This is a genomic window from Variovorax sp. GW821-FHT09D04, assembly GCF_059416405.1.
This window is the reverse complement of record NZ_JBWKPA010000004.1, coordinates 446,238-465,489: the sequence shown is the minus strand read 5'-3', so window position 1 is coordinate 465,489 and position 19,252 is coordinate 446,238. Positions and strand designations below refer to the sequence as shown.

Here is a 19,252-nt window from a genome sequence, read left to right as displayed (position 1 = left end):
GGGTTCGAATCCCGCCGTGTCCACCAACGAGTGTGAAGAATAGACAGAGATAGAGAGGAAAGAAAAATGACGAACTACAAACTGCATGAAGTCGCCAACGGCGTCCCCGTGAAGATGTGGACCAATGGCGTGCCCGTGGAAGACGAGGCGCAGAAGCAGCTCGAGAACGCTGCGCGTCTGCCCATCGTGTTCAAGCACATCGCGGCCATGCCCGACGTGCACTACGGCATCGGTGCGACCGTGGGCTCGGTGATCCCGACCTTCAAGGCCATCATTCCCGCCGCTGTCGGTGTGGACATCGGCTGCGGAATGATGGCCTGCAAGACCACGCTCAACGCACGCGACCTGCCCGACAACCTGGGCCCGCTGCGTTCGGCGATCGAGAAGGCCGTGCCGCACGGAAGCAACCCCAAGCGCATGGGCCGCGACAAGGGTTCGTGGGAAACCCCCCCCGACGAAACCGATGCCGCCTGGGCCAAGCTGGTGGACGAGTTCGAACTGATCTGCGAGGACCATCCACGCATCAAGAACACGAACAACCACAAGCATCTGGGAACGCTGGGTACCGGCAACCACTTCATCGAGGTGTGCCTCGATGAAGCGGGCGCCGTGTGGTTCATGCTGCACTCGGGTTCGCGTGGCGTGGGCAATGCCATCGGCACGCACTTCATCGAACTCGCGAAGAAGGACGCGCAGCTGCACCAGCGCAACCTGCCCGATCAGGACCTGGCGTACTTCGAGGAAGGCGCCCAGTACTTCGGCGACTACGTGCGCGCAGTGGGCTGGGCCCAGAAGTTCGCACGGGCGAACCGCGAAGTGATGATGCAGCGCGTGGTCGCGGCCGCGCGCAAGGTCATCGCCAAGCCCTTCGAAGCGCACGTGGAAGCGGTGAACTGCCACCACAACTACGTGAGCCGCGAGACGCACTTCGGGCAGGACGTGCTCGTGACGCGCAAGGGCGCGGTGAGCGCGAAGCTCGGCGAGCTGGGGATCATCCCCGGCAGCATGGGCGCCAAGAGCTACATCGTGCGCGGCAAGGGCAACCCAGAGAGCTTCATGAGCTGCAGCCACGGCGCGGGCCGGAAGATGAGCCGGACGAAGGCCAAGAAGCTCTTCACCGTCGCCGACCAGATCGCCGCGACCGAAGGCGTCGAATGCCGCAAGGACGCCGACGTGATCGACGAGATCCCGATGGCCTACAAGGACATCGACGCGGTGATGGAGGCGCAGAAGGACCTGGTGGAGGTGGTTTACACGCTCAAGCAGGTGGTGTGTGTGAAGGGCTGACCGTGGGCATCGAGTACCGCGTCAAGGTCGCATTGCCGTCGCGCGAAGTCGCGCAAGGCATCTGCAGGAAGGCAGGCATCGGCGGCCATCTGAACGTCGAGGGCGAGCGCGCGGATTTCTATCCGGCGCCGCCGTCGACGCCTTCGGAATGGGCGCAGGCCGTGGTCAGCATCGAGGCCGATGGCTTTGTGGTCTGCCTGCTTGCGAACACCGACTTTGCACGACAGGTGTTGGGCAGCATCGTTCAACTCGCTGCGGGCGAAGGTATCGTGACAGTGGAAGAGCTATAGGAGGGGATCGGAAGACCGACCTGCCTTCGTAGCGACGTATTGCGGAGGTTCAAAGAAAAATGAAAAGCAACAAACAACGCCGCGCCGAAATCAAGGCGCACCGCCTCGAACGCGCCGCGCGCGCCGTGGCACTGCAGAAGCGCCAGGCCGATGCACGGCTGCTGCGCGCCGAAGGCATGGTCGCTGCCGACACGGCCTTGCTGGCCGCGCACAACAACACCTACGGCCCGCTGCCCAGCTTCTACGTCGACAAGGCGTTCACCTGCCGCGATTGCGGCGCGCAAGAGGTGTGGACGGCCAAGCAGCAGAAGTGGTGGTACGAGGTGGCGCTCGGCAGCATCCACAGCACGGCGGTGCGCTGCCGCGCATGCCGGCTCGGAACCGCGCGAACAGGAACAACGACAAACGACTGAACAAAAAAAGAAAGAAGTGTCCCGATGACGGAAGCACAAGAAGAACAACGAGCACTCGATGCCGTCGAACTCGACGGCTCCCAAGGCGAAGGCGGTGGCCAGATCCTGCGCACCGGCCTCGCGCTGTCGATGGTCACGGGCCGGCCGCTGGCCATCGCGAAGATCCGCGCGGGCCGGGCCAAGCCGGGCCTGATGCGCCAGCACCTGGCGTGCGTGCATGCGGCGGCGCAGATCAGCGGCGCGCAGGTCGAAGGTGCCGAGCTGGGCTCGCAGTCGCTGCGCTTCGTGCCGGGGCCGGTGCGCGCGGGTGACTACCGCTTTGCGATCGCCGGCGCGGGCAGCTGCATGCTGGTGCTGCAGACGGTGCTGCCGCCGCTGCTGCTGCAACCCGCGGGGCAGGTGAGCCGGCTGCGGCTGAGCGGTGGCACGCACAACCCGATGGCGCCGCCGTTCCACTTCCTGGAGCGTGCGTTCGCGCCGCTGGTGCGTCGCCTCGGCGGCGACCTGCAGCTCGAGCTGCGCCGCTGCGGCTTCTATCCGGCCGGTGGCGGCGAGGTGGACGCGACGATCGTGCCGGCGGCGGATGGCGCGCGGCTGCAGGCCTTCGACCTGCTGTCGCGTGGTGAGCTGCGCGCGGGCCATGCGGAGTGCCTGGCGCCCGGCCTGCCGCGCCATGTGGCGGCGCGCGAACTTGAGACGGTGGGGACGGCGATGGGCTGGTCGGTGGAAGCCGAGCAGCTGCGCACGGTGCCGACGCGCCAGAACGAAGGTCCGGGCAATGCGCTGCTGGTGACGCTGGCCTACGCCCACCTCACCGAGGTGTTCACGGCCTTCGGCGAGAAGACGCTGAGCGCGGAGCAGGTGGCGCACGGCCTCGTGAAGGAGGTGCGTGCGTTCCAGAAGCACGAGGACGCGGCCGTGGGGCCGCACCTGGCCGACCAGCTCGCGCTGCTGCTGGCGCTGGCGGTGTTCCGGCAACCGGGGCAGTCGGGCGCGTTCACCTGCAGCGAAGTGACGCCGCACACGCGCACGAACTGCGCGGTGATCGAGCGCTTCCTGCCGGTACGCTTCACGATCACCGAGGCCACCGGCCCGCGCGCGGCGCGGGTGCAGGTGGCGTCGTGATTACAGGCCGGCCTGGCGCGTGAAGCTCACGGCCGGCTTCTTGTAGGCGGCGGGCACTTCGTCGCGGTAGAAGGCGCGGCGGTCCAGGCTTTGCAGCGGGTTGTGGGCAGCGGCCACGGCCTGGTCGCGCACGGCCTGGCGGTCGAGCGTGGAGGTCACGGCGACAGTGCCTTCGGCGGCAGCGTCCGAGTACTCGTTGCCATTGCGCGCGGCGGCGACGGCCTGGGTGCGCACGTCGGCACGGCTGGCGGCCGAGGTGATGGCGTGCACGCCTTCATACGTTTCGGCGTGGGCCGCGCCCACGGTGCCCAGCAGGGCGAAGGCGGTGGCGGAAATGGCGAGGAGTTGCTTGCTGTTCATGGTGAGATTTCCCTTGAGTCTGTGGGCGGCGGACAGTCGTCGTTGCCACAAGCTGCAGTGTGAAACCGCTTCACGGAAGGCGCTGTGCGTTTGCGCACCGAATCCGGCAGGTGGTGCTCAGGCCGCTTTCCCGGCGCGTGAATACATCACGGCCAACGGTTCGGAGCGCCCGCGCACGTTCAGCGTGTCGACCGGCCCGAGCGTTGCTTCGGCACCGGCCTGTTGCGCCGCGAACTGCGAGACCACGAGCCGCGCTGAAGCAGTCTTCGATTGGTCCTGCAGGCGGCTCGCGGTGTTGACCACTTCGCCGATGGCGGTGAAGGTGGTGGTCTCGAGGTAGCCGACCTCGCCGACGGCCGCGCGTCCGGCGTGCAGGCCCATGCCGAAGTCCAGGTGCTGGCCGAACTGGGCCTGGAAGTCGATGTTCCATGCGTCCATGCGCTCGCCGATGAGCTGGGTGGCGTGCAGGGCCTGCCGGCAGGCGGTGGGCAGGTCGCTCTCGAGGCCGAAGATGGCCATCACGCTGTCGCCGATGAACTGGTTGGGCACGCCGCCGCTCTCGCGCACGGCAGCACCGACGATGGCGAAGTAGCGGTCGAGCACGTAGGCCAGGTCGAAGGGCCACTGCCGCTCCGACAGGCCCGACCAACGCCGCAGGTCGACGAACAAAATCGCCACGTCGCGCTCGTGCCCGAAGCGGCCGACCGGCGCGGGCCGGCCTTCGCGCGGCAGCGGCGCGAACAGCGGCGTCACCTCGATGCTGCCGCGCGGGCGCAGCTGGCAGGCCAGCCGCACGTCGTGCGGGGCGCGCACGCGTTCGAGTGTGCGCTGCTCGTCGCGGCCCGGCGTGCCGATGTGTTCGGGTGCGCCGCCCACGCGCACGCGGCAGGTGGAGCAGCGCGCGCGCCCGCCGCAGATCGACACATGCGCGATGCCGTGCGAGCGGCTGGCTTCGAGCACGCTCCAGCCGGGCGGCACGTGCACGGTGCGGTCGGGGTAACGCAGCGCGACGGTGGCGCCGCTTGCGCGTCGCGCGAGTCTGCTGCGCGCCGCGTAGGCCGCGAGCAGGGCCAGCAAGGCCAGCGCGTAGTAGAGCTTGAGGTTGGTCTCGGCGGTGTTGAGCGCGCGGCCCTGTTCGGGCGTCGGCAGCACGACGGGCGGTACGCCGGTCCACTGGAACTCGCGCCCCATCGAGACGAAGCCCATCGCGGCGGTCACTGGCAGCAGCACGGCCACGGCGAGCAGCGGCGCGAACAGGCGTCGGTAGAGCGGGCGCACGCGCAGCGCGAAGTGCAGGCCGAGGCAGCCGTGGGCCCAGGCGGCGAGCATCATGCCCAGCTGCGCGCCCGCGCCGGCCAGGTCCCACAGGCCCCAGACCACGCGCACGTACGAGCCCTCGATGCCGTAGGCCAGCCAGGCGCCGCGCATGGCAGTGAGGTGGGTGGCCAGCAGCAGCGGCAGCGCAAAGCCCAGCAGCACGCGCAGGGCTTCGAGTGGCGGCATGCGCAGGGTGCGGCGTTCCCACAGGGCGGCCACGGCGAGCACGAGATGGGTGACGGCGGCGCCGTACAGCAGCAGCGTGCCGGGCAGGCTGTGCCAGAACTTCTGCACGCCGCGCAGCACGGTCTCGGCCGCGGCGAAGGAGACGATGCCCAGCGAATGGTTCAGCAGGTGCGCCGTGATGTAGGCCATCAGCACCAGCCCGCTCGCCCAGCGGAGGTTGCGCCGTGTCGGCGTTCTCAGCAAAAAAGGGGAAGGAGGGGAACGTCTGTCCATGAACGGGTTCGAAGCGGCACCCGAGCATAATGCGCGCGCTTCGATGACCACCGGCATGGCCCTACCCGAACCCACCCCCCGCTCCAGCCTCGCGCTGCGCCGCATCGCGCTGCTCGAAGGCCTGTCCGACGACCGTTTCGACCATCTGGCGCGCCAGTGCCTGTGGCACAGCGTGGCGGCCGGCAAGCCGCTGATGCTGCGCGCCGACCTGCAGGGCGAGGTGTTCCTGCTGGTGTCGGGCCGGGTGCGGGTGACGACCTACGCGGCCAACGGCCGGCAGGTGACGTTCCGCGATTCGGAAGCCGGCGCGCATTTCGGCGACATCGCCGCATTGGACGGCGGGCCGCGTTCGGCCGACGTGGTCACGCTCGAACCCTGCGTGGTCGCCAGCCTGGACCGCACGGCCTTCCTGGCGCTGCTGCGCGAGGAGCCGCTGGTGGCCGAGCGCGTGATGCAGCGGCTGGCCGCGCTGGTGCGGCAGCTGTCGGAGCGGGTGATCGATCTGAGCACGCTGGGCGTGCAGAACCGCCTGCATGCCGAACTGCTGCGCCTGGCGCGCGAGGCGGGCATCGACGGCAACGAGGCCCGGCTGGAGCCCGCGCCCAAGCACGCGGCGCTGGCCAGCCAGATCAGCACCAACCGCGAGCAGGTGACCCGCGAACTCAACACGCTGGTGCGCGGCGGCGTGCTGCGCAAGGACGGCAAGGCGCTGGTGGTGGCCGATGCCGAGCGCCTGGCGCTGATGGTGTCGCAGGTGCGCGGGGACTAGATCAGTTCCAGCGGCCGTTGGAGCCAGCCACGCTGTAGCGGCCGGCGCCCATCAATGCCACGCTCAGTGCGCCGAACAGGTACAGGCCCTGCAGTTCCAGCGCCCAGCCGCCCTGCTTGGTCAGCGCGAACAGGTCGGCCATGTGCACGAGGCCGAAGGCGAAGAGCATGTTGATCACCACCACGGCGGCGGCGGCGCGCGTCCACAGGCCCGCGATCATCAGCAGCGGCGCGACGATCTCGCCCACGAACACGAGGTAGGCCAGCCCGCCCGGCAGGCCGGCCTTGGCCAGCATGCCGCCGATGAAGCCGACGCCGGCCGAGAGCTTGAAGATGCCGTGCAGCAGCATCAGCACGCCGACCGACACGCGCAGCACCAGCTTGCCGGCGTCGTCGCGGGCCGCGGGCGTGGCAAGGAACGACGAGGAGGAAGACGCCGAAGCGGCGGAGGCGATCGGGGCAGCCTGGGTGTTCATGGCGAATCCTTGAGTGGAAGAAAAAAGGAAGAAGGCCGCCGCGGACTGCGGCGGTTGCCATGCCAGTGTGAGAGCCCCGCCGCCGCCGGTCGGTGCGTTTACGCACACTTTTCGGCGGTTGGGGCGCTGCCGCCGGGCCTCAGTCGCCCTTGTAGCCCGAGGCCTTGATCACCGGCAGCCAGCGTGCGGCCAGCGCGTCGGTGTAGCGCACCACCTCTTCGCTCGACGCGCCGGGCAGCAGGTCGTAGCCCACGCGGCCCAGCTTTTCGCGCACGTCGGGCAGGGCCAGCACCTTGCGCACGGCCCGGTTCCACTGCGCCAGCGTGGCGGGCGCGGTGTTGGCGTGGGCGTACAGCACGTAGCGCGACGAGGCCACGAGCGTCGGGTAGCCCGACTCGGCGAAGGTCGGCACGTCGGGCAGGCCGTCGGCGCGCTTGTCGCCGGCCACGGCCAGCACGCGCAGCTTGCCGGCGCGGTGGTACTCGGTGAGGGTGGTGGTGGCGTCCATGCCCGAGGCCACCTGGCCGCCGATCAGCTCGGTGACCATGGCCGCGCCGCCGCGGTAGGGCACCAGGGTGGCGCCGCTGCGCGACAGGGCCACGAAGTCCATGGCCAGGAAGTGCAGCAGCGAGCCCACGGTGGTGATGCCGATCGAGCCCTGGTCGGGGTGGGCCTTGGCGGCCTGGACGAACTGGGCCAGCGTCTTCACCGGCGAGGCGGCGCTCACGGCCAGGCCGAACTGGATGCCGCTCACGTCGGTCACGGGCTTGAAGTCGGTGGCCGGGTTGAAGCGCATGTTGGCGTAGATGGCGGGGCCGATGAACATCGGGTCGACCGGCGCCAGCAGCATGGTGGTGCCGTCGGCGGGGCTGTTCTTCAGCACCTCGGCCGCCAGCCGCGTGCCGGCGCCGGGGCGGTTGTCGACCATGACCGAGCGGCCGAGCTCGTCCTTGAGCTTTTCGGACAGCAGCCGGCCCATGAAGTCGGCCGGGCCGCCGGCGGGGAAGGGCACGATCAGGCGGTTGACCGCCGGCTGCGCGTTCGCGCCGTACGGCAGCAGGCCGCCCAGGCCCGTGGCCGCTGCCGCGCGGATGAGGCCGCGCCGCGAGAGCGCGGGGCCGGTGGGGAAAGAGAAGGGGTTCATCGAAAGTCTCCGAGTGGTTGGAATCGTTGGAACAGGGAAAGAAAGCTCAGGCCTGTGCGACCAGCGGTATGAAGCGGGCCGCGTCCTCGATCGCCTGGCCGGCCTCCAGCAGCAGGTCTTCGCGGAAGCGCCAGGCCAGCAGCTGCACGCCCATGGGCGCGCTGCCGGCCATGCCGGTGGGCACCGCGAGGCCGGGCATGCCCAGCGCGGCGGTCGCGAGCAGCGGGCTCTGGGCGTCGATGAGGGCGCGGGCGCGCTCCAGGCTCGCGACGTCTTCGTCCTGCGGGCAGGGGCGCTGCCACGACACGGGCATCAGCACGAGCGGATGGGTTTGCATGAACACCGACCAGCTGCGCAGCAGCGCCTGGCGCCGCGCGAGCGCGTCCAGAAAACCGTCGCGGTCGGTTTCGGCCATGCCTTCGAGCAGGTAGCGCTGGCTGCGCCGCATGAGGTCGTCGCCGTGCTGCTCGACGCCCGCGATGATGTTGCGGCGGGTGTCGTCCACGATCAGCGTGCGCCACAGGGCGGCGGCTTCGCCGAAGCAGGGCAGCTCGGCTTCGTCGACCGCGTAGCCCGCCTGCTGCAGCCAGCGCGCGGCGTCGTCCAGGGCCTGGGTGACGGCCGGGTCGACCGGAATGCCCGGCGCGCGCTTGAACAGCGCCACGCGGATCGGGCCGGCGGGGCGCGGCAGCTCGTGCGGCACCGGCACCCAGTTCGGGTCGCGCGCGTCGGGGCGCGCCATGGCCTCGTAGCCCAGGCGCAGGTCGGCGATGCTGCGCGCCAGCGGCCCCTGCACCGACATGAGCTGCGGCGTGATGCCGCGCTCGCTGGTCGCGCTCGGGTTGAAGGCCGGCACGCGGCCGGTGGTGGGGCGCAGGCCGGCCACGCCGCAGGCGTACGCGGGGTAGCGGATCGAGCCGCCGATGTCGTTGCCGTGCGCCAGCGCGCCCATGCCGCTGGCCACCGCCGAGGCCGCGCCGCCGCTGGAGCCGCCGGGGGTGATGGCCGCGTCCCACGGGTTCAGCGTGCGGCCGTGCACGCCGTTGTCGGTGAACCAGCGCGACGAGTAGGTCGCGGTGTTGCTGCGCCCCACGATGACGGCGCCCGCGCTGCGCCAGTGCGCCACCACCGGCGCGTCTTCGCGGGCGATGTGGTCCTTCAGCGGGATCACGCCGTTGGTGGTGGCGTGGCCGGCCTGGTCGACGTTGACCTTGATGCTCACGGGCACGCCGTGCAGCGGGCCCAGCGGCTCGCCGCGCAGGGTGCGGGCGTCGGCCACGTCGGCGCTGGCCAGGGCCTCGTCGGCCAGCACCTCGGCCAGGGCATTGAGGCGCGGGTTGAGCTCGGCGATGCGCGCGAGCACGCTGGTCGTCACTTCGCGGCAGGACACCTCGCGGCGGCGCACGGCGTCGGCGAGGTCGGTGGCGCTGCGCTGCCAGAGGGCGGGGGATGCAGTCATGGGTGGTCTCGAGGAAAGTTCAGGCAAAGGAAACCCCGCACCCCGGCGCGACCGGGGTGAAGGCAAGAGAGAGCAGGAGAAGAGGGCAGCGGCGGGTCAGCCCGCGCCGCGCGGGCGTCAGCCGGTCGGTTTCTTCATGAGCAGGCTGCCGCGGTCGACGCGGGATTCGGCCTCCAGGGCCAGGGCTTCGGCGTGTTCCATGTGCACGCGCATGACCTCGCGCGCACGCGCGGGGTCGCGGGCGCGCAGCGCGTCGAGCAGTTCGGTGTGGCTGTCGACGATCTCCTCGTCGAACTGGTCGAACTCGGTGAGCGCGTTGCGCACGATGATCACGCGGCGGATCACGTCGTTGAGCAGGCGGCACACCAGCGCCAGGAAGGGGCTGCTGCAGGCCTCGGCCAGGCGGTCATGGAACAGCAGGTCGGCCTCGCGGCGCTCGTTCCAGTCGGCGCTGCCGCCGTGGGCCGGGTGGCTGTGGCCGATCAGCGCCTCCAGCGCGGCCAGGTCGGCCTCGGTGAGGCGCGTGGCCACGTTGGCGGCCAGCTCGGGCTCGACCACGCGCCGCAGCGCGTACAGCATCGTGATGTCGACCGGCTGGAAGTACAGGAAGTTCGACACCGCTTGCAGGCACTGCTCGTACGAGGCCTGCGTGAGCGTGGCGCCCCCGTTGGGGCCGGTGCTGATCGCGACCAGCCCCTGCACCTGCAGCGCGGCCAGCGCCTCGCGCACGGTGCCGCGCGACACGCCGAGCTGCTCGATCAGCTCTTTCTCCTGCGGCAGCTTGTTGCCGACCTGCTGCTGGGTCTGCACGACCCAGCGCTTGATGTTGTCGACCACCTGGTCGGAACGCTTCACGCGCTTGTCGCGCGTGAGCGAAGGCTTGGGTTGGGAAGGGGGCATCTGCGTTCCGTCTATTTATGATCATAAATGTCATAAATCTCGAAAACGCTGTCAAGCGGGTTGTCCCGTGAGGCGTGTGCCGGGCGGGCCGCCGGCAGGAATCCGGGCTTCCTGCTACGCTCCCCGACGGCCCGCCTGCCCCTGGCGGGCTTTTTTCTGCGCTGCTGGTTTTCCCATGGTTTTTCCCCTCATCACCGACCCGTCGTTCTACGCGGTCGCCGTCCCCGCCGTGCTGCTGCTCGGCATCAGCAAGAGCGGCTTCGGCGCCGGTTTCGGGTCGCTGGCCGTGCCGATGATGGCGCTGGCCGTCACCGTGCCGCAGGCGGCGGCCATCCTGATGCCGCTGTTGCTGCTCATGGACCTGCTGGGCCTGGCCGCGTTCCGGCGCGACTTCGACCGCTCGCTGCTGAAGTTCCTGATTCCGTTCGGGCTGGTCGGCACGGTGATCGGCACGCTGCTGTTTCGCGTGCTGTCGGCCCACACGGTGGCGGGCATCGTGGGCGTGTTCACGCTGGTGTTTCTGGCGCAGCGCCTGCTGTTTCCGCCCAAGCCCAACGACCCGCTGCCGTCGCGCGCGGTGGGCGCGGTGCTGACGACCGTGTCGGGCTTCACCAGCTTCATCGCGCATGCGGGCGGGCCGCCGATCAATGCCTACGTGATCCCGCTGAAGCTCAAGCCCGTGGTGTTCACGGCGACGATGGCCTACTTCTTCTTCGTGGTGAATCTCAGCAAGTGGATTCCCTACGCGTGGCTCGGCCTGCTCGACTTTCGCACGCTGGCCACCTCGCTCGTGCTGATGCCGATCGCACCGCTGGGCGTGTGGATCGGCATCCGCATCGCACGCCGCATCGATGCGACGTGGTTCTATCGCTTCGTCTATCTGGGCATGCTGCTCACGGGCCTGAAGCTCGTCTACGACGGCTTCCTGGCCTGAGCATGCTCAGAGCTCGACGATGCTCTTGAAGCCGCCGAAGATCATGCGTTTGCCGTCGAACGGCAGGTTCTTCATGTCCATCATGGCCTCCAGGCGCGGGTCGGCCATGACCTTCTTGTTGATCGTGTCGCGGTGCTTGCGCGACTTGTAGGTGATCCACGAGAAGGCCACGGTCTCGTCGGCCTTGAGCTTCACGCTTTGAGGGAACGACGTGAGCTTGCCGGGCTTCACGTCGTCGGCGATGCACTCCACGTACTCGAGCGCGCCGTACTCCATCCAGACCTTGCCGGCCTTGCGTGCGAGCTTGCGGTAGGCCTCGACGTTCTTGGTGGGAATGGCGACGATGAATCCGTCTACATAACGAGCCATGTCTGTTCTCCTGAATAGGGGATAGAAACGTTGAAAAAGAAAAAGCGGGGGCTGCATGGCGCCGTCGCGTTCACGACGACGCCGTCTCGCCCGCCGCGCCCGGGGCCGACGCTGCTTCGTTGTTGTTCTGGGTGTGCCCCGGCAAGGCCGGGCGAAGCAGCAGGACCCCGATCAGACCCGCCGCCGCCGCGAACACGGCGCCGACCAGGAATGCCAGGTTGTAGCCACCGGTGAGCGCCAGCGGCGTCTGCGCGCCGGCGGTGGCCATGGCGGTGGTGCGTGCCGCCGCGGCACTGGCCAGCACGGCCAGGCCCAGGGCGCCGCCCATCATGAAGGCGGTGTTGACCACGCCCGAGGCCAGGCCCGAGTCGGCCGGGTCGACCTCGCTCATGGCCGCCAGCAGCACCGGGTTGAAGGCCATGCCCGCGCCCAGGCCCAGCAGCACCATGCCGGGCAGCACGTCGAGCACGAAGCTGCCGTTGACCGGCGCGCGCGCGAACAGCGCCAGCCCGAGGGCCGCGAGCCACAGCCCCGCCGCCAGCGGCTTGCGGATGCCGAAGCGCATCACGATCTTGGCCGAGAGGCCGAGCGAGAACACCGCCATGATCACGTTGGCCGGCAGGAAGGCCAGCCCGATCTGCATCGGCGTGTACTGCAGCACCAGCTGCATGTACAGCGCCGAGATGAAGAACCACGCGAACATGGCCGCAGCCCACAGCACGCCCACCACGTTGGCCACCGACACGCTGCGCAGCTTGAACAAACCCAGCGGCATCAGCGGATGCTGCACGCGCGCCTCGATGGCGATGAAGACGGCCAGCAGCACCACGGCCGCGCCCAGCAGCCCCATCGTCTGCGTGGAGCCCCAGCCCGCCTCGTTGCCGTTGACCACGCCGTACACCGCGAGCATCAGCGACGAGGTGACGGTGATGGCGCCGGCCACGTCGAGCTTCTCGCCGTGCGCATGGCCGCGCGCGTTGGGCAGCAGCGCCACGCACAGCGCGTACACCGCCACGCCGATCGGCAGGTTGACCAGGAAGATCCAGTGCCAGCTCAGCGTGCTCGTGAGCAGGCCGCCCAGCAGCACGCCGATGCTGCCGCCGCCCGCGCACACGAAGCCGTACACGCCCATCGCCTTGGCGCGGTCGGCCGGCTCGGTGAACAGGTTCATGATCAGCGAGAGCGCCACGGCCGACACCACCGCGCCGCCCAGGCCCTGCACCGCGCGCGCCGCCACCAGCAGTCCCTGCGAGGTCGAGACCCCGCAGGCCAGCGAGGCCAGCGTGAACAGCACCAGGCCCGCGAGGAACACGCGGCGGTGGCCGTACAGGTCGCCCAGCCGCCCGCCCAGCAGCAGGAAGCCGCCGAAGGTCAGCATGTAGGCGTTCACCACCCAGACCAAAGACGTCTCGGAAAAACCGAGGTCGGTGCGGATCGAAGGCAACGCCACGTTCACGATCGTGGTGTCCAGCACGATCATCAGCACGCCCAGGCACAGCACCATCAGGGCGAGCCAGCGCTTTCGGTTGTCGAGGGTTTCGGTCATGGAAGGTGCTTCCTGCGAAGAAGGGAAAAAGTAAAGAGAGGCGGCTCCGTGCTCAGACCAGTGCCTTGCCGCCGTTGATGAGCCACGGCGTGCCGAAGCGGTCGGTCACCATGCCGAAGCCTTCGACCCAGAAGGTCTTCTCGAAAGGCATGCCGATCGAGCCGCCGTCGGCGAAGGCGTCGAAGATGCGCCGCGCTTCGGCCACGGTGTCGAGCGTGAGCGCCACGCCGAAGCCCTTCATGCCTTCGAAGGGCTGGCCCGGCATGGTGTCGGAGGCCATGAGGATGCCGTCGCCGTAGGTGAGCGACGCATGCATGATCCGCTTCTTGGCCTCGGCCGGCATCTGCTCGGTGTCGGGCGCTTCGCCGACGGTCATCATCATCTGCATGGTGCCGCGCAGCGTCTTCTCGTAAAAGCGCATGGCCTCGGCGGCGTTGCCGTCGAACGTGAGGTAAGCGTTGATGGGGGACATGAGAGTTCCTTGAATGATTGAGGTGAGTCGATGAGGGGAGGAGGCGTTTACTTTTCGGTTGCGCTCTTCAGATTGGCCAGGCCCGCCTCGAAGTCCTTGCCGATCATCTGGTCCATGTCGAAGAAGATGCCCATGAGCTTGGCCATGTAGGGGCTGGGGCCGTACATGGCCCAGGTGACCTGCGTGGCGCCGCCCTGCGGCTGCAGCGTGAACTCGGCCGTGTTGTGGCCTTCGAAGGGCTTCACGAAGTCGAGCTTGATCGCGACCTTCGACGAGGGCTGCGACTCGGTGATTTCCATCGTGCCCGCGCCCGCCTTGCTGTTGCCTTCCCAGGCGTAGGTGGCGCCCTTGCCGCTGGCGGCGCCGCCGTAGGTGCGCTTCATGGCCGGGTCGAGCTTCTCGTAGGGCGACCACGCGCTCCAGCGGTGGAAGTCGTCGATCAGCGGAAAGATTTTTTCGGCCGGCGCGTCGATGCGCGTGGTGCGCTCGACGCGGAAGCTGTCGGGCCGCGTGGCGCCGTAGATGAGCAGCGCGGCAATCAGCGCGAGGACGGCGAGGACGATGGTCTTGAGCATGATGAAGAAAAGCGTGTGGGAAGAGTGAAGAACGAGCCCCCGCGCATCACGCGGCGGCCGGGTCCGCCACCAGCAGCCAGCCCACGCCGAAGCGGTCGCTGAGCATGCCGAAGCTGGTGGTGAAGAAGGTCGGGATCAGCGGTTGCATCACCTGGCCGCCATCGGCCAGTGCGTCGAACCACTTGCGGGCGTCGGCGTCGCTGTCGGCCGACAGCGACAGCATGATTCCCTTGAACTCGGCCTGGCCGGAGCAGCGTCCGTCGGACAGCATGAGCTCGGTCTGGCCGATGCGCAAGACCGAATGCATCACTTTGTCAGGGCCGGGCATGCCGCCTGCGCAGCCGGCTTCGGGGTTGCCCTCGGGGCCGCCGGTGGCCGGCGCCTCGCTGTAGCGCATGAGCTGCACGACTTCGGCGCCGAGCGCCTTCTTGTAGAAGGCAATCGCTTCGTCGCAACGACCTTCGAAGGACAGGTAAGACTGGACTTTCATGGCGTTTCCTTTTGGTTGGTTCACGGGCACAACGGGTCTGCGCGAAAACAATGGAATTACTTTGTGTACACCGTCCACAAAGAATAGCAGAGATAATGGACAGTGTCCACATGGAGTCGCGATGAAGCTCAACAACGTTCCCGAAAGCCTGCCGCCCGCGCGCAGCACCTACCGCCACGGCGATCTGCGCCGTGCGCTGCTGGATGCCGGCATCGAACTGGCGCGGGACGGGGGCCCCAGTGCCGTGGTGCTGCGCGAGGCCACGCGCCGCGTGGGCGTGGTGCCGAACGCGGCGTATCGCCACTTCGCCAGCCGGCACGACCTGCTGCTGGCGGTGCGCGCCGCGGCGCTGTCGGAGGCGGCCAAGGCGATGGAGGGCGAACTCGCCGTGCTGCCCTGCGACCAGCCGCCCGCCGACTTCGCGCGCGCCCAGGTGCGCGCCATCGGCACCGCTTATCTGCGCTTTGCGCAGGCGCAGCCGGGGCTGTTTCGCACGGCCTTCGTGGTGTCGGAAGACGCGCAGGGCGACGTCGGTCCCGACGGCGCGGGCGCCAGCGGCATGAACCCGTTCGAGTTGCTGGGCGCGGCCGTCGACCGGCTCGTGGACGCGGGCCTGCTCGACCCGGCGCGGCGCCCGGGCGCCGAATACCTCGCGTGGTCGGCGGTGCACGGGCTGGCGTTGCTCATCATCGACGGCCCGCTGCGCGGGGTCGACGCAACGGCCACGCACGCGCTGGGGCAGCGCCTTATCGACATGGTGGAACGCGGCCTGTAGCCGCAGCGTCGCCGCGCTCCGGTCTCAGAGATAGATCTTCTGCAGCAGCTTGATGAGCGTCTCGCGCTCGCGCGTGCTCAGGCGGCTGCTGGCTTCGGTTTCCAGTTGCACCACGGCCTGCTCGGCCTCGCGGATCAGCGTCTCGCCGGCCGGCGTGAGGTGCAGGCCGACGGCGCGGCCGTCGTGCGGATGCGGGCGGCGTTCGATGAGGCCGCGGCCGTCCAGCGTGGCCACCAGGCTCACGAGATTGGGCGGCAGGATGTCCAGCGTGTTGCACAGCTGCCGCGAGGTGGCGCCCGGGTTGTGCGCCAGCAGCGAGAGCACCGAGAAGTCGATCTGCTTGAGGCCGTAGGGCGCCATGCGGTCGGCGAACACGGTGCTCACGATCAGCCAGGCGCGCCGGGCGTTGTAGCCGACCAGCCCTTCGAGCACGCGGGCGTCGAGCCGGTCCGTGCGGGGCGACGGCGCAGCGGCGGATTCGGTTTTGGCGGACGGTGTTTTCGCGGGAGGAGGCATGCGGCGAGCGTAACCGCGCGTTGCTTTCTCGAACAACTAGCGTGACGCCTCTTGTGCGGAATGCGCCAGTGCGACACCCTCACAAGCCCGCTTGACGATGCCCAGTCGCATCTCGAACTCGGGCAGCACCCAGCGCCGGAAGGCCGCCGCGGCGCGAAGGCGATCCGCATCGTCGGGCGCGGCCACCTCGATGCGGGCCCAGGCCCACGCCATCAGCGTGAGCGCGGTCACGCGCAGGAAGTCGTCCGCCACCTCGTAGGGCAGCACGGGGTTGGCGTGCGCCGCCATCGCCACCGTGGTGCCCAGGTAGCGCAACTGCGCCAGCCGGCGCTGCACGTCGGCATCGGCCTCGCGCGAGGCGTCGAGCGTGTCGCGCAACTCGAGCAGCACGGCCGACAGCGCCGCGCCGCCGTCGGGCAGCACCTTGCGCACCAGCAGGTCGATGGCCTGGATCTCGTTGGTGCCCTCGTAGATCATGGTCACCCGCGCGTCGCGCACCACCTGCTCGACGCCCCATTCGCGCACGTAGCCGTGGCCGCCGAACACCTGCAGGCAGTCGCTCGCGCCGTGGAAGGCCTGGTGCGTGCAGGCGGCCTTGAGCACCGGCGTGACCAGCGAGCACCAGCGCTGCGCGCGCTCGCGGGCCTTGGGGTCGCTGTCGTGCGTGGCGATGTCGAGCATCAGCGCGCTGCGGTAGGCCAGCGCGCGCGAGCCGTCGATCCAGGCGCGCTGGGTGTCGAGGATGCGGCGCACGGCCGGGTGCTCGGCGATCAGGTCGGCCGCCTCGCTGCCGCGGCTGGCGGGCGCGGCGCCGGGCGCGCGCATCTGGCGGCGCTCGGCGGCGTAGGCGTCGGCCTTCTGCCAGGCGGCGTCGAGCAGGCCGATGCCCTGCAGCGCCACGTGCAGGCGCGCCGCATTCATCATCACGAACATCGCGGCCAGCCCGCGACCGGGTTCGCCGACCAGCCAGCCGGTGGCGTCGTCGAAGCGCATCGTGCAGGTCGGGCTGCCGTGCAGGCCCATCTTTTCTTCGATGCGCTCGCAGTGCACTGCGTTGCGCGCGCCGTCGGGCAGCCGCTTCGGCACCAGCGCCAGCGACAGGCCCTTGGGCCCCGGCGGTGCATCGGGCAGGCGGCACAGCACGAGGTGCACGATGTTCGACGTGAGGTCGTGCTCGCCGCCCGAAATGAAGATCTTGCTGCCGTTCACGCGCACGCTGCCGTCGGCCTGCGCCGTGGCGCGCGTGCGCACCTGGCCGAGGTCGCTGCCGGCATGCGCTTCGGTGAGGCACATGGTCGCGAGCCATTCGCCGGTCGCGATCTTCTGCAGATAGCGGCCTTTCAACTCGTCGCTGCCGTGGTGCTTGAGGCAGGCGTACGCGCCGTGCAGCAGCCCCGGCGCCATGGTGAAGCCGTGGTTCGCGGCGCTGAGCCATTCGTAGAGGATGGCCTCGAGCACCGCGGGCAGGCCCTGGCCGCCGTCTTCGGTGGCGGCCGACAGGGCGGGCCAGCCGCCGTCCACGAAGGCCTGGTAGGCCGCGCGAAAGCCTGGCGGCGTGACGACCTCGCCGCCGTCGAAGCGGCAACCGACCTCGTCGCCCTCGCGGTTCAGCGGCGCGATCACCTCGCCGACGAAGCGTGCGGCTTCTTCGAGCACCTGCGACTGCAGCGGCTCGTCGACCTCCGCGAAGGGCGCGAGTGCGCGCAGGCGCGTGGGTGCATCGAGCACCGCGTTCAACAGGAAGCGGACGTCTTCGGGGTGAGGCTGGTAGTGCATGGGGCTCAGGACTCGGCGGTGAAGCCGATCTTCTTGACCAGCGGGCCCCAGCGTTCGTACTCGGACTGCAGCGACTTCTTCATCTCCTCGGGCGAGGAGCCGTGCGCGATCAGGCCCACCGACAGCAGGCCGTCGGCCACGGCCTTGTCCTTCAGCGCGGCCTGGATCGCGGTGCTCGCGACGGCGATGGTCGCGGCCGGCGTCTTCGCCGGTGCGAAGAAACCGAACCACTCGTCGGCCACGATTTCGGGGAAGCCCTGCTCGGTGAAGGTGGGCACGTCGGGCAGGTAGGCCGGGCGCTGCGCGCCCGAGGTAGCGAGCACGCGCAGCTTGCCGGCCTTGGCGAACGGCAGGCAGTCGCCCGCGGGCGTCAGGCACGAGGCGATCTGGCCGCCCACCACGTCGTTGATGCCGGGCAGCGAGCCGCGGTAGGGCACGTGGCGCAGGTCGGTGCCGGTGCTCAGGCCCAGCAGCGCGCCCAGGAAGTGCGGCGTGGAGCCCGCGCCCGGCGAGCCGTAGCTGGCCTGGCCGGGGTTGGCCTTGGCCCAGGCGATGTAGTCCTTCAGCGTCTTCACGCTGGCCGGCACCATCGGCCCGACGGCCAGGCCGTGCGTCATCACGGCGCCGATAGAGATGGGCGCGAAGTCGGGGATGGCGTAGCTGAGCTTGGTGTAGATGTGCGGGTAGATCGACAGCGCCGAGGCCTGCGCGAGACACAGCACCGAACCGTCGGCCGGCGAGGTCTTGAGCGTGTCGAGCGCGATGCGCCCGCCCGCGCCGGGCTTGTTCTCGACCACCGGGTTGGTGGCGGTGAAGGGCGTGTTGCCCAGCTTGTCGGCCACGCGGCGGGCCACGCTGTCGCCCGCGCTGCCGGCCGGGAAGCCGTAATAGATCTTCACCTGCTGCTGCACCGCCTGGGCGAGTGCGGCAAGGGGATGCAATGCGGCGAGCGCGGCGGTGCCGCCGAGCGCCGCCGTGAATTGGCGTCGGGTGGTCATGGTCTTGTCTCCTGGTTGTCTGCGGGGGCGGGAATCAGCGCGGCGCCATTCGGAGGGCGCCGTCGAGGCGAATCACTTCGCCGTTCAAGTGGCCGTTGGTGACGATGTGGCAGGCCAGCTCGGCGAACTCCGACGGCTTGCCCAGGCGCGGCGGGAACGGGATCGACGCGGCCAGCGAGTGCTGCACCGGCTCGGGCAGCTCCAGCAGCAGCGGCGTGGCGAAGAGGCCGGGCGCCACGGTGCACACGCGGATGGCGTGCTGCGCGAGGTCGCGCGCCATCGGCAGGGTCATGCCGACGAGGCCGCCCTTCGAGGCGCTGTAGGCCTGCTGGCCCACCTGGCCGTCGAAGGCCGCGACCGAGGCGGTGAAGAGCATCACGCCCTTCTCGCCGTTGTCGAGCGCGTCGAGCTTCGCGCAGCGCGCCGCGAACAGGCGCGCCATGTTGTAGCCGCCGATGAGGTTGATGTTGACCACGCGCACGAAGTCTTCGAGCGGCGCGGGGTTGCCGTCCTTGCCGACGATGCGCTTGGCGCTGCCGATGCCGGCGACGTTCATCAAGATGCGCGCGGGGCCGTGTGCGGCCTCGGCCTTGTCGAGCGCGGCGTTCACGCTGTCGGTGTCGGTGATGTCGCAGACGCAGGCGACGCCGCCGATCTCTGCGGCCACCTTTTCGGCGAGTGCGGCGTTGCGGTCGAGCACCGCGACCTTGGCGCCCAGGCGTGCGAGTTCGCGCGCGGTGGCCTCGCCGAGGCCCGAGGCGCCGCCGGTGACGAGTGCGGCTTGTCCTTCGATCTTCATGGGT

22 protein-coding genes are annotated in these 19,252 nt (G+C 69.5%); 7 read left to right on the top strand and 15 right to left on the bottom strand.

Annotation, left to right across the window (positions count from 1 at the left end):
- Nucleotides 1-66: 66 nt before the first annotated feature.
- The 4 genes from AC07O4_RS16545 to rtcA are packed head-to-tail and all read left to right on the top strand — an operon-like array spanning nt 67 to nt 3,115.
- On the top strand, nt 67-1,287 hold the full coding sequence (locus AC07O4_RS16545; protein WP_070061937.1) for an RtcB family protein: 1,221 nt from the start codon (nt 67-69) through the stop codon (nt 1,285-1,287).
- 2 nt (nt 1,288-1,289) lie between these two features.
- Nucleotides 1,290-1,577: a hypothetical protein gene (locus tag AC07O4_RS16540; protein WP_139140277.1), complete on the top strand. Its 288-nt coding sequence runs from the start codon at nt 1,290-1,292 to the stop codon at nt 1,575-1,577.
- A gap of 59 nt (nt 1,578-1,636) precedes the next feature.
- Nucleotides 1,637-1,990 (top strand): zinc-ribbon domain-containing protein, encoded by a 354-nt coding sequence (locus tag AC07O4_RS16535; protein WP_495305123.1) that lies wholly within the window; start codon nt 1,637-1,639, stop codon nt 1,988-1,990.
- A 24-nt stretch (nt 1,991-2,014) separates the two neighbouring features.
- Nucleotides 2,015-3,115, top strand: a complete 1,101-nt coding sequence (gene rtcA, locus AC07O4_RS16530; RefSeq protein ID WP_495305122.1) for an RNA 3'-terminal phosphate cyclase — start codon at nt 2,015-2,017, stop codon at nt 3,113-3,115.
- Here the strand turns inward: rtcA and AC07O4_RS16525 are convergent, their stop codons facing one another.
- Both AC07O4_RS16525 and AC07O4_RS16520 read right to left on the bottom strand, forming a co-directional pair.
- Nucleotides 3,116-3,475 carry an alpha/beta hydrolase gene (locus AC07O4_RS16525; RefSeq protein WP_495305121.1) on the bottom strand — a complete coding sequence of 120 codons (360 nt, stop codon included), beginning with the start codon at nt 3,473-3,475 and terminating at the stop codon, nt 3,116-3,118.
- Between the two features lie 117 nt (nt 3,476-3,592).
- Nucleotides 3,593-5,251 (bottom strand): adenylate/guanylate cyclase domain-containing protein, encoded by a 1,659-nt coding sequence (locus AC07O4_RS16520; protein ID WP_495305120.1) that lies wholly within the window; start codon nt 5,249-5,251, stop codon nt 3,593-3,595.
- Nucleotides 5,252-5,306: 55 nt separating this feature from the next.
- On the opposite strand from AC07O4_RS16520, the gene AC07O4_RS16515 reads away from it, so the two are divergent.
- Nucleotides 5,307-6,020: a Crp/Fnr family transcriptional regulator gene (locus AC07O4_RS16515; protein WP_495305119.1), complete on the top strand. Its 714-nt coding sequence runs from the start codon at nt 5,307-5,309 to the stop codon at nt 6,018-6,020.
- Between the two features lies 1 nt (nt 6,021).
- On the opposite strand, the gene AC07O4_RS16510 is transcribed toward AC07O4_RS16515, so the two are convergent.
- From AC07O4_RS16510 to AC07O4_RS16495, 4 genes are all read right to left on the bottom strand, one after another.
- Nucleotides 6,022-6,495 carry a DoxX family protein gene (locus AC07O4_RS16510; RefSeq protein ID WP_492744341.1) on the bottom strand — a complete coding sequence of 158 codons (474 nt, stop codon included), beginning with the start codon at nt 6,493-6,495 and terminating at the stop codon, nt 6,022-6,024.
- Nucleotides 6,496-6,634: 139 nt separating this feature from the next.
- Nucleotides 6,635-7,639, bottom strand: coding sequence for a tripartite tricarboxylate transporter substrate-binding protein (locus AC07O4_RS16505; RefSeq protein ID WP_495305118.1), 1,005 nt, complete (start codon nt 7,637-7,639; stop codon nt 6,635-6,637).
- A 46-nt stretch (nt 7,640-7,685) separates the two neighbouring features.
- A complete protein-coding gene (locus AC07O4_RS16500; protein WP_495305117.1) occupies nt 7,686-9,098 on the bottom strand; it encodes an amidase family protein in 1,413 nt (470 codons plus the stop codon).
- Nucleotides 9,099-9,215: 117 nt separating this feature from the next.
- A complete protein-coding gene (locus AC07O4_RS16495) occupies nt 9,216-9,998 on the bottom strand; it encodes a FadR/GntR family transcriptional regulator (RefSeq protein ID WP_070061946.1) in 783 nt (260 codons plus the stop codon).
- Between the two features lie 175 nt (nt 9,999-10,173).
- Between AC07O4_RS16495 and AC07O4_RS16490 the strand changes: the two genes are divergently transcribed.
- The gene (locus tag AC07O4_RS16490; RefSeq protein WP_062479543.1) at nt 10,174-10,932 is read left to right on the top strand and encodes a sulfite exporter TauE/SafE family protein; all 759 of its coding nucleotides are present in this window, start codon (nt 10,174-10,176) and stop codon (nt 10,930-10,932) included.
- A gap of 6 nt (nt 10,933-10,938) precedes the next feature.
- Here AC07O4_RS16490 and AC07O4_RS16485 read toward each other — a convergent pair whose 3' ends face one another.
- The 5 genes from AC07O4_RS16485 to AC07O4_RS16465 form a co-directional block, all read right to left on the bottom strand.
- Nucleotides 10,939-11,301 (bottom strand): DUF1428 domain-containing protein, encoded by a 363-nt coding sequence (locus tag AC07O4_RS16485; RefSeq protein ID WP_062479540.1) that lies wholly within the window; start codon nt 11,299-11,301, stop codon nt 10,939-10,941.
- A 70-nt stretch (nt 11,302-11,371) separates the two neighbouring features.
- A complete protein-coding gene (locus AC07O4_RS16480) occupies nt 11,372-12,847 on the bottom strand; it encodes a DHA2 family efflux MFS transporter permease subunit (protein WP_495305116.1) in 1,476 nt (491 codons plus the stop codon).
- A gap of 52 nt (nt 12,848-12,899) precedes the next feature.
- Complete coding sequence (locus tag AC07O4_RS16475; protein WP_062479535.1) at nt 12,900-13,319, bottom strand: VOC family protein; 420 nt, start codon at nt 13,317-13,319, stop codon at nt 12,900-12,902.
- A 47-nt stretch (nt 13,320-13,366) separates the two neighbouring features.
- Nucleotides 13,367-13,894, bottom strand: coding sequence for an SRPBCC family protein (locus tag AC07O4_RS16470; protein WP_492684830.1), 528 nt, complete (start codon nt 13,892-13,894; stop codon nt 13,367-13,369).
- A 46-nt stretch (nt 13,895-13,940) separates the two neighbouring features.
- Nucleotides 13,941-14,384, bottom strand: coding sequence for a VOC family protein (locus tag AC07O4_RS16465; RefSeq protein ID WP_062479529.1), 444 nt, complete (start codon nt 14,382-14,384; stop codon nt 13,941-13,943).
- A gap of 121 nt (nt 14,385-14,505) precedes the next feature.
- Between AC07O4_RS16465 and AC07O4_RS16460 the strand changes: the two genes are divergently transcribed.
- Nucleotides 14,506-15,159, top strand: a complete 654-nt coding sequence (locus tag AC07O4_RS16460) for a TetR/AcrR family transcriptional regulator (RefSeq protein ID WP_062479525.1) — start codon at nt 14,506-14,508, stop codon at nt 15,157-15,159.
- A 24-nt stretch (nt 15,160-15,183) separates the two neighbouring features.
- On the opposite strand, the gene AC07O4_RS16455 is transcribed toward AC07O4_RS16460, so the two are convergent.
- From AC07O4_RS16455 to AC07O4_RS16440, 4 genes are read right to left on the bottom strand one after another with little or no spacing between them, the layout of a single operon-like run.
- Nucleotides 15,184-15,675: a MarR family winged helix-turn-helix transcriptional regulator gene (locus AC07O4_RS16455; protein ID WP_062479522.1), complete on the bottom strand. Its 492-nt coding sequence runs from the start codon at nt 15,673-15,675 to the stop codon at nt 15,184-15,186.
- Between the two features lie 36 nt (nt 15,676-15,711).
- Nucleotides 15,712-17,451 (bottom strand): acyl-CoA dehydrogenase family protein, encoded by a 1,740-nt coding sequence (locus AC07O4_RS16450; protein WP_495305115.1) that lies wholly within the window; start codon nt 17,449-17,451, stop codon nt 15,712-15,714.
- Nucleotides 17,452-17,456: 5 nt separating this feature from the next.
- Nucleotides 17,457-18,449, bottom strand: a complete 993-nt coding sequence (locus tag AC07O4_RS16445) for a Bug family tripartite tricarboxylate transporter substrate binding protein (RefSeq protein ID WP_062479517.1) — start codon at nt 18,447-18,449, stop codon at nt 17,457-17,459.
- Nucleotides 18,450-18,483: 34 nt separating this feature from the next.
- A complete protein-coding gene (locus AC07O4_RS16440) occupies nt 18,484-19,248 on the bottom strand; it encodes an SDR family NAD(P)-dependent oxidoreductase (protein ID WP_489057682.1) in 765 nt (254 codons plus the stop codon).
- Between the last annotated feature and the right edge of the window lie 4 nt (nt 19,249-19,252).